Below are 12,884 nucleotides of genomic sequence, written 5' to 3'. Positions count from 1 at the left end.
ACTGGGCACCACGAGAGGCGTCAAGGGTGCGACCAGGCCGGCGAACGGAGCCCTTCAACGAACGAAGGTCACCTCGAGTAGTCAGAACGGGAAACAGATGCCCAGTTCAGGCCATCGAACGCCGCAGAAACTCGACGGGCCACTACCGAGAGTACCTAGCTGGTGGAGACTCACCACCCGGCCTCGATGTGGAACCGGAGCTTCGGTAAGGCTACCCTTCATGGAACCCGGGACTCGCCGACCGACGACGAGGAGTAGCCCATGACCGACCTCGCTGAACTGCCGGTGACTGTGCCCGGACCAGAACCGCGCGAAATCCGACCTACCGGAAATGCACCCCGGCTACGGACCCGGGCCCTGCGGCTCGGGTACGGCCACCAGGTGGTCGTCCCGCACCTGGACCTAGACATCGTCGACGGATCGGTCACCGCGATCGTCGGGCCGAACGGCTGCGGAAAATCGACCTTGCTCCGCGCCCTTGGCCGGCTGCTGCGGCCCACCGCCGGGGAGGTACTACTCGACGGCGAGCGAATCCAGCGGTTGCCGACCCGGGAGGTCGCCCGCCGACTCGGCATCCTGCCGCAGGCTCCGACCGCGCCGGACGGGCTCACCGTGGCGGACCTGGTCGCACGTGGCCGCCAGCCGCACCAGACCTGGCTGCGCCAGTGGTCCCGGGCCGATGAGGAGGTCGTCGCCCAGGCACTGGCCTGGACCGGCCTCAACGACCTGGCCGAACATCCGTTGGACACGCTCTCCGGCGGCCAGCGGCAACGGGCCTGGATCTCCATGGCGCTCGCCCAGGGCACCGACATCCTGCTGCTCGACGAGCCGACCACCTATCTCGACCTGGCGCACCAGATCGACGTACTCGAACTGGTGGACCGGCTGCACCGGGAGGGCGGGCGCACCGTGGTGATGGTGCTGCACGATCTCAATCTCGCCGCGCGCTACGCCCGACATCTGGTCGCGATGAAGGACGGACAGGTGCTGGCCAGCGGTGCACCGGGCGAGATCCTGACTCCAGAGCTGGTCCGGGAGGTGTTCGGGCTGCGGGTGATGGTCATCGAGGACCCGGCCAGCGGCACCCCGCTCGTCGTCCCGCTCGCCGCAGGCGCGGCCCGCGCCTCCACCATGGATCAGAAATCTATTCCGGTGGTTCGTGCCGTTACGCCCTGACGGGTCGGGTCGAGGGTACTGTTTGGCCGGGAACGCGCACCGACCGAAAGAGAGACCCTCCATGGCATACCCCGTGGTCACCACTGGTGACGTCTCCCGGCTGCTGGACGACCTGGTGGACCGGGTGCCGCAGGCGCAACAGGCGGTGGCGCTCTCTCCCGACGGCATCCTTCTGGCCTGGTCCAAAGGGGTCGACCACGAACTGGGCGAACAGCTGTCCGGCCTGGTGGCGGGTCTGCGCGCCCTCGCCGTCGCGGTCGGTCAACACGCCGACACCGGCCGGGTGCGACAGATCGTCGTCCAGATGGGTACGGCGTTCCTGTTCATCGCCGCGACACCCGGTGGTGCCATCATCGCAGCCGTCTTCGACGCCGGCTCCGACATGGACTCGGTGGCCTACGAGGTGGCACTGTTTGCCGGCCGGGCCGACCGGCACCTGCCGGCGTTCCCCGCGCCGGAGGAGGCCCCGGATGCTGCCGTCCGCACCGCTCAGGCGCTCCTGCACGGCGGCGCACCGACGCTCGGCGCGCATGCCGCTGAACGACAGGACCTTCCGACGCGCCGCTGAGCCGGCCAGCGCCGTTCACCAAGGCGGAGCCCCGACCGGCAGGGAAGCCTGGTTACCGTCGGGTCACCGCGAGGTCGGCGACCCCGGCGGCGGCGTCGATGTCATAGCGGTCGGTGGCCTCATCCCAGTCCGTCGAGCTCACCGACTCGCCGCCAGCGACCCCGTCGCGCCGCTCGCCGTCCAGGTCGACGCTGCCCGCGCCGGAGCCCAGTCGGATCCGCACCGGCGTCCGCTCCGGCAACTCGATCCGCCAGGTGCTGACGCCGCCGGACATCCGGACGCCGACCGTGCCGGACGGCTCAGGCAGCGCCAGGTCCAACGCGCTGGCGCCACCTGCGACGTCCACCTGGGAGACCCGGGCACCGGTCAGATCGACCCGGGTGCTGGTCGCCCCGCCCACCACCCGGACCGACCAGAGCAGATCGCTGTGGACAGTGACTCGCAGCTCGCCGGCACCGTCGTACCCGGTACCGGTCAGTCCGACCCGGACCACGCCGTCGGCGGTGGTCACCTCCGGCGCGGCCGCACCGCCGACCGGAGTCTCCGCCCGCAGCAGCTGATCACCGAGGTCGGCGGCTACCACCTGAATCCCTGGTGCGCTGTCGGGGATCTCCAGCCGCGCCTCGGTCCACCCCTCGCGCGGTGTCTGCACCGTCCACGCCACGTCGCCGTCGGTAGCCGGGCGTGAGCCCACTGCGTTCACCACCGCCGCCACGATCGTCGCCGCCACCAGCAGGGCGGCGATGACGGCGACGGCGATCAACGCCCGGCGCGAGGTCCCGAATGGCGTGCCACCCGGCTGGTCGGTGGACGGTTCGTTGCTGGCTGCGGTCGGTCGCACGGCTCCCCATTCCAGTTCCTGCCCGCCCGTGGCGCGGCGAGATTCTGCGGCCCGTCGATGCGGCGGACGGTGCCCCTGCTACCCGGTTGCGGGACGGGGCAATCTTAGGCGCGCCGGCCGGGCCGGACCGCAAGCCCGGTCACCAGCCCCACCAGCAGTCGAGCAGTTCGGTCACAGGCCCAGCAGCCGACGCAGGTAGTCGGTGAGGAACCGCCCGTCGGGATCGAGTCGCTCACGGACGGCGAGGAACCGGTCCGCCTGTGGGTAGCGGGCAAGCAGATCCCGGCCTTCCAGCCGGTGGATCTTCGCCCAGTGCGGCCGACCATCATGGGCCAGGAAGATCGGTTCCACATCGGCGAAGAACTCGCGGTACGGCAGCGTCGCGTTCTGGTGCACCGAGATGGTGATGCTGTCCCGACCGTACGCCGGGCTGAGGAACGCCTGATCGGCAGCCACATACCGGTAGAGCACCCGCCAGGCGGTGTGCTCCCGGTGCCGGGTCCGGATCCGGTGCCGGACCTCTCGGAAGCAGGCCGGACCGGCCGCAGCCGGAACGAAGTACTCGATCTCGTGGAAACGCAGGGACCGCCGTTTGATCAGCGCGGCGTCGCTGGAGCCGGTCCGTTCCTCGGTGCAGCCGCTGCCGGGCAGCGTGTCCGGGCCGGGATCGTCGGCAACCGGGTTCACCGTCCGCAGGTGCGCGTCGTCACGCCGCGGGTACCAGTAGAAGTCGACGTTACGGTTGACCGTCAGCAGTTCGTCGAACGTGGTCAGGCACGCCTCCACCGGCAGGCCCCACTCCCGCCGCCGGGCCTGGAACGCGGGGACCAGCCGGGTCCGCAACGCGGTGAATACACCCAGCACGCCGAGCGACACCTGGGCGGCCGGCAACAGGTCGGGATCGCTGTCGGCGTCGATCTGCACCGGTTGTCCGGCCGCGGTGACCAGTCGGACCCCAGTCACCTGGGCGGACAAATTCGGCAGGCCCAGGCCGCTGCCGTGGGTGCCGGTCGAGACGGCACCGGCGAACGCCTGGGTGTCAACGTCGCCGAGGTTCGGCATCGCGAGTCCGTGGTGGCGCAACTGACGACCCAGGTCGTGCAGCCGGGTGCCGGCACCGACCCAGATCTGCCGGTTGTGCGGTGGTTCGAGTACCCCGGCGGGCAGCCGGTCCAGGCTAAGCAGGACGTCCCCGGTCTGCACGAGCGGCGCGGATGAGTGCCCGGCGCCAACCGGCCGTACCGTCACCGCCTGCTCGGCGGCGGCGCGCAGGACGCGGCACAGTGCGGCGACCGACTCCGGCCGGGCCACCATGGCCGGCTCGAAGGTCAACCCACCGGACCAGTTGCGCCAGGTCGTGGTAGCGGTGACAGGCGGCGAGGTCACAGCGCCGCCCGCAGCGGATCACCGGGACGGCGGGTGCGGCGACGCGGCCGGGCCAGGTCACACCGGCCCCGGCCCAAGGCGTCGAGCAGGCCCCAGCGTCCCGGGATGTCATGCAGCTCGATGTGTCCCATCCCCTCCGGAACGGCCGGGTCGATGATCAGGTCGCCGTCGTACGGGTCGAGACCGAGCAGCACCCGCAGGAACAGTAGCGTCGCGCCGGCCGAGGTGGCGTGCGGGCTGCCTGCGGCGGAGTACGGGACGGGGTACTTGGTCAACGACCGATCGTAGCCGGCGAAGCACTCGGGCAGCCGGGCCCCGAAGTACTGCGACGCCTCCAGCACCGCCCCGGCCACCCGGGCTGCCTCCTCCCGGTAACCGTACCGCCACAATCCCCAGGCGATCAGCGAGTTGTCGAACGGCCAGATCGAGCCGGTGTGGTAACCCACCGGGTTGAACCGCCGTGCCCCGGTGCCGAGCGTGCGGATCCCCCAGCCGCCGAACAGTTGCGGACTCATCAGATGCCGGACGACCGACCGTGCCTTGGTGGGTTCCGCGATGCCGCTCCACAGCAGGTGCCCGATGTTGGAGGTGAGCGCGTCAACCTGGCCGCCGTCGGCCTGTAGCGCGTGGGCGTAGTAGCCGCGGTCGGCGATCCAGAAGTCTCGGTTGAACCGGTCCCGTAGCTCGGTCGCCTGCTGTTCGAGCCGGTCCGCGAAGGCGTGGTCACCCCAGCAGGTCCGGGCCAACCGGGCGCCGCGCATCCGCGCGTCATAGACGTATCCCTGGATCTCGCAGGTGGCCTGCGGGAAGGCCGCCTCCCGCCCGTCGTGAAAGCTGATCGCGCCCGGTGAGCACTTCCAGCTCTGGTTGAACAGCCCGGTGCGGGTCGGCCGGGGCCCGTACCAGACGTAGCCGGTGCCGACCAGATCCGCGTGTCGGTCGATCCAGTCCAGCGCCGCGCGGGCCTGGAACTCCATGTCGCGCACCAGAGCGGTGTCGCCGGTCCACCGTTCGTACTCGTCAAGCAGCACGATGAACAGCGGAGTGGTGTCGGCGGCAGAGAAGTCTGCGGCGTGCGAGACCTCGTTGAACAACGCAGCCTCCGCATACCGGCTCTCCTGGGGGATCTTACCCGGCTGTTCGGCCCGAAACGGATCCTCGCGGGTGCCCTGGGCCAGCGCCATGATCGCCAACGCGGGCACGGTGGTGGCGGGCAGGAACGGTAGCGCCTGCAGGCAGCTGATCAGGCTGTCCCGGCCGAAGAACGTCATGAACCAGGGCATCCCCGCCGCCGGCAGCATGTCGCGGAAGTTGACGCCCTTGTAGCGCAGCGCCGCCAGATCGACGACGCTCTGCTGGTACGCCTCCCGTAGCGGTTCATGGTCACAGGTGAGTTTCGGTGCCCGGGCCATCCACTCGTCGAGTTCCCGGTGCACTTCGGGCTTGGGCCGCTCGGCGTAGCTGCGCAGACTCTCGCGCAGATCGCGGTTGCCGGCCCCACGGACGAAGGTCTTCACCGTCAGATCGGTGCACCAGGTGTCGTGGGCGTCAAGGGCCAGCTCGAAGGTCAAGCTGCCGGGATCAATGCGGGCCGGCACACTGCTGGACAGGATCGTTTCACGGAAATAGGTGCCCCGCTCGTAGCGGAACCGCAGCGCGTCAGGCTCGACCGTAACCTCGATTTCGCGCTCGGTGTGGTAACTGTCCTTGACCTCCAGCACCTCGGCGAAGTCGGCCCCGGCGTCGATGCGCAGGCTCAGCCGGACGGGCTCCTCCCGGTGGTTGAACACGGCGATCTGCTCGGTGAACGCGTCGCCGATCCAGCGGTGCCGGAACACCGAGATGGTGGCGTCCACGTAGTGCGTCGGCTCACCCGGCACCTGGAAGAACCGCGACTCGAAGTACTGCAGGTCGTCGATGGACAGGGTGTTCATCCGTTGCCCGTCGACGGTCAGCCGCCAGTAGGACAGGAAGCGGGTGTCGTAGAAGAACAATCCGAACGGCGCGGACGGCACCGGCTCGATGTCTCCCCGCCGGTCACTGACCATGAACATGTTTCCGTAGAGAATGCTGACCGGCTTCGCGGTGGCCGGCCGGGCACCGACCGGCTCGGCGACCGGTCGGGCCCTCGACGTCGCCCCGGCGCTGTCCGCATGAAGCGGCAGCAGGCGGCGGAAGGTCAGGAACAGCGGCAGATCGCCCCGGACCGACACGCCGTTGCGCAGGAGCAACGAGATGCTGTTGTCCCGGCCCTCGATCAGTGCCTGGAAGGTTTCCTCCGAGGTGTCGATGGTGCAGTCGATCTGCTCCGGGTCACGCTCGAGCACGGCATGCCCGTCGTGATACGTAACTGACCAGCTACGGATACCGCCGTCCGGGGCGGTGAGGTTGAACCGGATCGTGCCGCTGACCGGCGGCGGCAGTCGACCGTCGCCGCGCGCCTGGAGACCGTCGAAGAACTGACCGATCACGTCGGTCATCGCCGCTCCCCTCAGTCGTCCTCCGTCGGTTCACCTGGTGCCAGCATGGCCCGTCCACCATCTGCGGCGGATCACCCGGTGCGGGTGATCCGTGACCGGCAGGAGACGGAACGTCGACCACGGATGCCGAAAGTAACCAGATGAGGCAGAATGATCACAGGCCGTATCGGGGACATGGCATGTGCCGAAGCGAAGGAGGCCAACGACGTGAGTCACGACCGCACAGCCGCCGGGATGCGCTACTGGCAGACCGGCCGCGGCCGACAGGATGTCCTGCTTGTACACGGGTGGTGCTGTAACCACCGGTTCATGAAGCCACTCGCCGCCCATTTGGCCAGCTGGCGGCGGCGGATCATCTCGGTGGACATGCGGGGACACGGTGCAAGCCCCGCCGGAGACCGCGGCTTCAGCGTTCCCGAACTCGGTGCCGACCTGCGGGACCTGATGGTCGAACTCGAAATGGACGACGTCGTGCTGATCGGGCACAGCATGGGCGGGGTCTGGTCGTTGGCCGCAGCCGCGCAGGCGACCGACCGGGTCGCGGCGCTGCTGCTGCTGGACGCGTCGGTGGCCGTGCCGCCCGGTACCACGGAGCAGGTGGCCGCGCTGGCGGAGTCCGTCCGCAGCGCGGACCCGCGCCAGGCCCGGATCGACATCATCCGGTCGTACTTCATTCCCGAGTCGGACCCCCGGCTGGTCGACTGGACGATCGACCAGATGCTGCGGCCGCGTGACACCGTCGCCGCCGCCACCCTCGACGGTCTCGCCGACTTCGTCGAGGCCGGTGGCGACGCCGCGTTGACCGCGTGGGGACGCCGGCTGCTCTACATCGGTGGCCCGGCACCATTCGCCGACTACGGCCGGCTGCGGGAGCTCGTGCCCGAGGCCGTGATCGGCCAGGTGGTGGGCTCGGGCCACTTCTTCCAGTTCGAGGTGCCGCGGCAGACCAACGCGATGGTCCGCCGCTATCTGCGGCTGTGGGGGCCGCCGTCGTGGTGATCCGCAAGCAGGGCCTTCACCGAGTCCGTCAGGTCGTAGCTGGGTGACCAGCCGAGCACCTGCCGGGCACGGCTGATGTCTGCGCACATCCAGGGGACGGCGGCGGTCCGGTTCACCGTCGGGGAAAACTCCCCCGTACCGAGTTCGCCACTGTGACCAGCGGCCCGGGCCAGACAGGTGACCGCGTCCCGGACCCCGACCGGCCGCCCGCTGCCCACGTTGAACAGCCGGTGCGGCAGGCGGGTGGCGAGCGCGGCGGCGCGGACCGCGGCGGCGATGTCGCGCAGGTCGACGAAGTCGCGCACGGTGTCCAGCAGCCGCACCGCCAGCGGTGACCGCCCGCCGCAGCGCAGCAGAGCGGCCGCCCGCCCCAGAGCGCTGTCCGCCGGCAGGCCCGGCCCGACCGGGTTGAACACCCGCAACGTGACGACCTCGACCCGTCCGTCGGTGCTGGCCAGTTCGCCGAACTGGGTGGCGGCCAGGTGGCTGAACCCGTACGGGCTCACCGGCCTTGCCGGATCGTCCTCGCCCACCGGCCGGCCACTGGGCACGACGCCGTACTCGGCGGCGGAGCCGATCCGCACCAGCCGGGTGCCGGGCACGACGTCGGCCATCGCCTCGGCGAGCGCGGCCACAGCCAGTAGGTGGATCCGGATCAGCCCGGCGTTGTCACCAACGGTACGGCCGGCGCAGTTGACCACGACGTCCGGCTGGACGGCCGCGAGCAGCCGGGCGAGTTCGGCCACGCCCGTCGTGGCGAGATCGCAGTCGGCCCGGGTCGGTGCGGTCACCACCGCGTCCGCTGTGAGCGCAGCGTGGATCTGCCGGCCCAGCAGTCCGGTGGAGCCGAAGAGCAGGATCCTCGCCCGGCTCAACCGCAGCACCGGCCGGCCAGGTCACCGCGGGGTCGACGGGAGGTTGCTGCCAAACCGTCGGGCGCGGCGGCCGGGACCGGGTCGGCCGCCGGGACGGGGTCGGCCGCCGGGACGGGGTCGGCCGCCGGGACGGGGTCGGCCGCCGGGACGGGGTCCGGCGGCGTCGGGGTCCCGGTGAACTCGTGCCAGGTGACCGTCCCCGGCGCGGCGATCCCTTCCCGGCGCACCACCACCCGGACGGTCTCGACCAGGATCCGCAGGTCGAGCCGGAGACTGCGATTGTCCACGTACTCGATGTCGTAGGCGAACTTGTCCTCCCAGGCCAGCTCGTTGCGGCCGCGGACCTGGGCCAGGCCGGTGATACCGGGTCGCACCTCATGCCGTCGGGCCTGCCAGGGCGTGTAGATCTCCAGGTACTGCACCAGGTGGGGACGCGGGCCGACCAGGCTCATCTCACCACGCAGTACGTTCCACAACTCGGGCAGTTCGTCGAGGCTGCTGGCGCGCAGCCAGCGGCCGACAGGCGTGAGCCGGTCGGCGTCGGTGACCAGGCCGCGGGCCGGATCCACCTTGAGCATGGTGCGGAACTTGACCATCTCGAAGAGTTCGCCGTCCCGGCCGGGTCGCAGCTGCCGGAAGAACACCGGCCGGCCCAGCGTGACGAGGATAAGTAGGGCGACCCCCGCCAACAGCGGCGCGCCGACGACCAGGGCGGTCGCCGCGCCCACGACGTCGAACACCCGCTTGACCCGGTCGTAGCGGCGGGGACGACTGGTCGGAATCGTCGGTTCGGCTGCGAGGCGGGCCGCTGGCGAGGTCATGGACGGGCCTCCAGTAGTAGCTGCTCAACTGACAAAAGCTTTGTAACAGAATGAATACGACTAAGCGTGTCTTTCGCCGTAAATCGGAACATTGGTTGAGTCGTGGCCGTCGGCTCGAGTGAGGACGGGACCCGGACCGGTACGCTGATCCGCAGGTCAGCAGCACCGACCGGGCCGGCAGAGGGAGGGACGCGTGCCGCTGCGACGCCGGGGTTTCGACGGACCGGCCGGGTTGCGCGAGTTAACTCCGCGCTGCGACACATCCTGGTGCAGCAGACCGTCACGATCCGCGAACCGAGCCGGTTCCGCGCTCGCATCACCGAAGTGCCACTGGGACCCTCGCGGCTCATCTCCGCCGCAGTCGCCGCCCTGCCCTCCTCCCGCCGACCGCACGACACCACCGGACCCGACGCCGCGGACGGGGGTGTTCCTGCTGCTCGGCCAGTGGGCCACCGGCAGCATCACGCATCGGGGCGGCACCGACCCGATCGGCCCGCACCGGCTGGTCGTCGTCCCCAGCTGGGAGGCGTTCGACGTCGATCAACCGGCACCGGCCCACGCGCTGTTCGTGGCACTGCCCCGCGCACTCGTCACGGCCCGCTTCTCCGGCATCGAGGGGCCGGTGCTCCGCGACGTTGGACCTGGTGGGCCGGGCGTTGTGCCGGCAGTTGCCGCACCTTATGACCGCAGCCGCAGCCGCCAGGGCCGGCCAGCGGTCGCCGCCATGGTCGACACCGCCCTCACCGCCACGCTGCACGGTGCCGGCGTCGCCGTCGACGCCGACCCGGTGGCCGCGCTGCGCACCGCGGCGGAACGGCTGCTCGATCACTCGCTGACCGAACCGGCGTTGTCGGTGCCGTGGTTGGCCGGCCGGCTGGCGGTGTCCCCGCGGCAGCTGCACCGGGCGTTCTTGGAGCGCTGTTCCGCACCCGGTACGGCGCCCTGCCCGCGCGGTGGCGCAGTCGCTGGCGGCGAAGCTGATCGAGGCGGCGGTACGCCGCATCGAGGAGCGTGACGCCGGGCTCGACGCGGTGGCCGCGGGGATGGTGCCGGCGGCGCACGCCAGCGACAGCGGCGGGTTCATCCGGATCCCGTCGGCCTGGTGCGGCGTCATCGGCTTCAAGCCGACCCGAGGCCCGCAACCCGGCCGGGCCGTACCGGGTGGACGACTGGTCGGGGCTCAGCCACGAGCACGCCATCACCCGCACCGTCGCCGGCTCCGCGTTGTTGCTGGCCGTCAGCAGCGGGTCGGCCGCTGGCGAGCCGTACCCGGTGGACGGATTCCGGTGGGCCGGTTCGACGGGCCCGGCCGGGCCCTGCGGGTCGGGCTGCTCACTGCGCCGGCTCGCCGGTGAGCTGGCTGCCGCTCTCGACGCATCGACCGGGTGCTCAGCCCGACCACCGCGCGGGCGGCACCACCGCTGGGGCAGCTGCACACCGACCGGCCAACCGGCGAGCGTTTCAGGAGATCCTCGCGATCTCGCCCTTCGTGGGGATGTTCAACGTGACCGGCGGCCGGCAATCAGTCTGCCCTGGGGGCGCGACGACGCCGGGATGCCGATCGGGATGCAGCTCGGCGCGCGGCCGGGCGGCGACCGCACCGTCCTCGCCATGGCGGCGGTGTTGGAGGCGGCCCGACCCGACCTGGTCAGGCCCGGCCCCGCCCCGGCGGGCACGGGTCACGGCCACCCGGCCTAACCCCGGCCGACCGGCGCCGCCGGTCGGACCTACCCCATTCGCTACGGCCGGCGCGGCCAGGCAGACAGCCATCTTCGGGTGGGCGACCGGCGGACGGCAGGTGGATGAGCGAGTTCCCGGTTGCGGCCGGCCTACCGGCCAAGGAGCGGCACCGCCGGTTCCGCAGGTCAGCCGAGCGGCCAAGATCCAAATTCGTTCGACGCCCCTCTTGACATCCCACAAGGTCGGGCGTAAACAAACCTGAAGCAAAACGAAACGGCGGTGAAACCACATGTACGCCGAGGAACGGCAGCAGGAGATCGTCCGACTGGCCCGGGCCGACGGGCGGGTCGACGTGACCGCGCTCGCCGAGTCGCTCAACGTGACCGCCGAGACGATCCGGCGCGATCTCACCACCCTCGAGCGGGCCGGCGTGCTGCGTCGGGTGCATGGCGGTGCGATCCCGGTCGAACGGATCGGCTTCGAGCCCGCGCTCGCCACCCGGGACGCGGTGCTGACCACCGAAAAGGAACGGATCGCCAAGGCCGCGCTGGCCGAGCTGCCTCACGAGGGCGCGATCATCCTGGACGCCGGCACCACCACCGCCCGGCTGGCCGCGATCCTGCCGGCCGACCGGGAACTCACCGTCGTGATCAACTCGCCGACGCTGGCCACCGTCCTCGGTGCCCGCAGCAACCTCAACGTCCTGCTGCTGGGCGGCCGGGTACGCGGTCGCACGATGGCCACCGTCGACGACTGGGCGCTTCGTCCGCTCGCCGACGTGTACGTCGACGTGGCCTTCATCGGCACCAACGGCTGTTCCGTCGAGCGTGGCCTGACCACACCTGACCCGGCCGAGGCGGCAGTCAAGCGGGCCATGATCGGCGCCGCCCGCCGATCGGTCGTACTGGCCGACCACACCAAGATCGGCAACGACTACCTGGCCCGGTTCGGCCGGCTCGCCGACATCGACACACTGATCACCGACAACAGCCTCAACGCGGACCTCGTCGCCGAGGTGGAGGCGGCCGGACCACGGGTGGTACGGGCATGATCCTCACCCTCACCCTCAACCCCAGTCTGGACCGCGCCGTCGAGATCGACGACCTGGTCCGCGGCGAGGTCATCCGGGCCACCGGTGCCCGCCTGGACCCCGGCGGCAAAGGCGTCAACGTTTCCCGGGCGCTGCTCGCCAACGGCGTACCGTCGGTCGCCGTGCTGCCCTGCGGCGGCGACGAGGGCGGTCAACTCGTCCGGCTGCTGGCTGCCGAAGGGGTCGAGGTGGTCGCCGTGCCGATCGCCGGGCGGACCCGGTCCAACATCACCCTCGCCGAGCCGGACGGCACCGTCACCAAGGTGAACGAGCCCGGGCCAACCCTGAGCCGGGACGAGTTCGACGCGATCACCACCCGGCTGCTGGACACCGCGCACCAGGCCGACTGGGTGGTGGTCTGCGGCAGTCTGCCACCGGGGCTGCCGGTGGACGGGTTCACCGCGCTGTGCCGGCAGTTGCTCGACGCCGGGCTCCGGCTCGCCGTCGACACCAGCGGCCCACCGCTGCGGGCCGCCGCTGAGGCCGGAGCCGATTTGGTCAAACCCAACCGGGAGGAGCTGGCCGAGGCCGTCGGGCGGCCGCTGGACGGCCTCGGCGACGTGGTCGACGCCGCCCAACAGGTCCGCGCCTGGGGTGCCGGCACCGTGCTGGCCAGCCTCGGGGCGCAGGGTGCCGTGCTGGTCGACGCCGACGGAATGCGCACCGGCGACTCCCCGGTCGACCAGCCGCGCAGCACGGTCGGCGCCGGTGACGCGCTGCTCGCCGGTTTCCTCGCCGCCGGTGCCAGCGGGCCGGACGCCCTCGCCGAAGGGCTGGCCTGGGGGGCGGCGGCGGTCAGCCTGCCGGGCAGCCGGATGCCGGGGCCGGCCGATCTGCGCCGGCACACCGTACGACTGCACCCCCGACCGGATGACCTGCAACAACTCGCCATCCAAGGATGACCCGTCACCTCGATACCCAGACCGATCGCCTACTCCCTACCCCCGCACATAGAAGGAGCAGTAGAG

At 71.0% G+C, this 12,884-nt stretch carries 13 protein-coding genes; 8 read left to right on the top strand and 5 right to left on the bottom strand.

Features of this window, described 5'->3' with window-relative positions; genetic code table 11:
• The first annotated feature begins 261 nt into the window (after window positions 1-261).
• On the top strand, window positions 262-1,176 hold the full coding sequence (locus ACFHW1_RS22935; RefSeq protein WP_416556374.1) for an ABC transporter ATP-binding protein: 915 nt from the start codon (window positions 262-264) through the stop codon (window positions 1,174-1,176).
• A 61-nt stretch (window positions 1,177-1,237) separates the two neighbouring features.
• Entirely contained in the window at window positions 1,238-1,744 is a 507-nt protein-coding gene (locus ACFHW1_RS22930; protein WP_416556375.1) for a roadblock/LC7 domain-containing protein, read from the top strand.
• A 52-nt stretch (window positions 1,745-1,796) separates the two neighbouring features.
• On the opposite strand, the gene ACFHW1_RS22925 is transcribed toward ACFHW1_RS22930, so the two are convergent.
• From ACFHW1_RS22925 to ACFHW1_RS22915, 3 genes are all read right to left on the bottom strand, one after another.
• The gene (locus ACFHW1_RS22925) at window positions 1,797-2,585 is read right to left on the bottom strand and encodes a hypothetical protein (protein WP_416556376.1); all 789 of its coding nucleotides are present in this window, start codon (window positions 2,583-2,585) and stop codon (window positions 1,797-1,799) included.
• A gap of 171 nt (window positions 2,586-2,756) precedes the next feature.
• The gene (locus ACFHW1_RS22920; protein ID WP_416556377.1) at window positions 2,757-3,971 is read right to left on the bottom strand and encodes a D-arabinono-1,4-lactone oxidase; all 1,215 of its coding nucleotides are present in this window, start codon (window positions 3,969-3,971) and stop codon (window positions 2,757-2,759) included.
• Window positions 3,968-6,451: a glycogen debranching N-terminal domain-containing protein gene (locus ACFHW1_RS22915; protein WP_416556378.1), complete on the bottom strand. Its 2,484-nt coding sequence runs from the start codon at window positions 6,449-6,451 to the stop codon at window positions 3,968-3,970. The genes ACFHW1_RS22920 and ACFHW1_RS22915 overlap by 4 nt, the downstream gene beginning before the upstream one ends.
• A gap of 150 nt (window positions 6,452-6,601) precedes the next feature.
• Between ACFHW1_RS22915 and ACFHW1_RS22910 the strand changes: the two genes are divergently transcribed.
• A complete protein-coding gene (locus ACFHW1_RS22910) occupies window positions 6,602-7,450 on the top strand; it encodes an alpha/beta fold hydrolase (protein WP_416616045.1) in 849 nt (282 codons plus the stop codon).
• On the opposite strand, the gene ACFHW1_RS22905 is transcribed toward ACFHW1_RS22910, so the two are convergent.
• Window positions 7,417-8,325 carry an NAD-dependent epimerase/dehydratase family protein gene (locus ACFHW1_RS22905; RefSeq protein ID WP_416556379.1) on the bottom strand — a complete coding sequence of 303 codons (909 nt, stop codon included), beginning with the start codon at window positions 8,323-8,325 and terminating at the stop codon, window positions 7,417-7,419. The two genes, ACFHW1_RS22910 and ACFHW1_RS22905, sit on opposite strands and share 34 nt — an antisense overlap.
• Window positions 8,322-9,146, bottom strand: a complete 825-nt coding sequence (locus tag ACFHW1_RS22900) for a sugar transferase (RefSeq protein ID WP_416556380.1) — start codon at window positions 9,144-9,146, stop codon at window positions 8,322-8,324. The genes ACFHW1_RS22905 and ACFHW1_RS22900 overlap by 4 nt, the downstream gene beginning before the upstream one ends.
• Window positions 9,147-9,570: 424 nt before the next feature.
• On the opposite strand from ACFHW1_RS22900, the gene ACFHW1_RS22895 reads away from it, so the two are divergent.
• From ACFHW1_RS22895 to pfkB, 5 genes are all read left to right on the top strand, one after another.
• Window positions 9,571-10,161, top strand: coding sequence for a hypothetical protein (locus ACFHW1_RS22895; protein WP_416556381.1), 591 nt, complete (start codon window positions 9,571-9,573; stop codon window positions 10,159-10,161).
• Entirely contained in the window at window positions 10,100-10,501 is a 402-nt protein-coding gene (locus ACFHW1_RS22890) for an amidase family protein (RefSeq protein ID WP_416556382.1), read from the top strand. The genes ACFHW1_RS22895 and ACFHW1_RS22890 overlap by 62 nt, the downstream gene beginning before the upstream one ends.
• 199 nt (window positions 10,502-10,700) lie before the next feature.
• On the top strand, window positions 10,701-10,844 hold the full coding sequence (locus ACFHW1_RS22885) for a hypothetical protein (protein WP_416556383.1): 144 nt from the start codon (window positions 10,701-10,703) through the stop codon (window positions 10,842-10,844).
• 271 nt (window positions 10,845-11,115) lie between these two features.
• Window positions 11,116-11,877 carry a DeoR/GlpR family DNA-binding transcription regulator gene (locus tag ACFHW1_RS22880; protein ID WP_416556384.1) on the top strand — a complete coding sequence of 254 codons (762 nt, stop codon included), beginning with the start codon at window positions 11,116-11,118 and terminating at the stop codon, window positions 11,875-11,877.
• Window positions 11,874-12,818, top strand: a complete 945-nt coding sequence (gene pfkB / locus ACFHW1_RS22875; RefSeq protein WP_416556385.1) for a 1-phosphofructokinase — start codon at window positions 11,874-11,876, stop codon at window positions 12,816-12,818. The genes ACFHW1_RS22880 and pfkB overlap by 4 nt, the downstream gene beginning before the upstream one ends.
• The last annotated feature ends 66 nt before the right edge of the window (window positions 12,819-12,884 follow it).

Origin of the sequence: Micromonospora sp. LOL_014 (assembly GCF_048060245.1) — a bacterium.
GTDB lineage: Bacteria > Actinomycetota > Actinomycetes > Mycobacteriales > Micromonosporaceae > Micromonospora_E.
The sequence above is the reverse complement of the archived record's forward strand: the minus strand, read 5'-3'. Positions and strand labels throughout refer to the sequence as shown.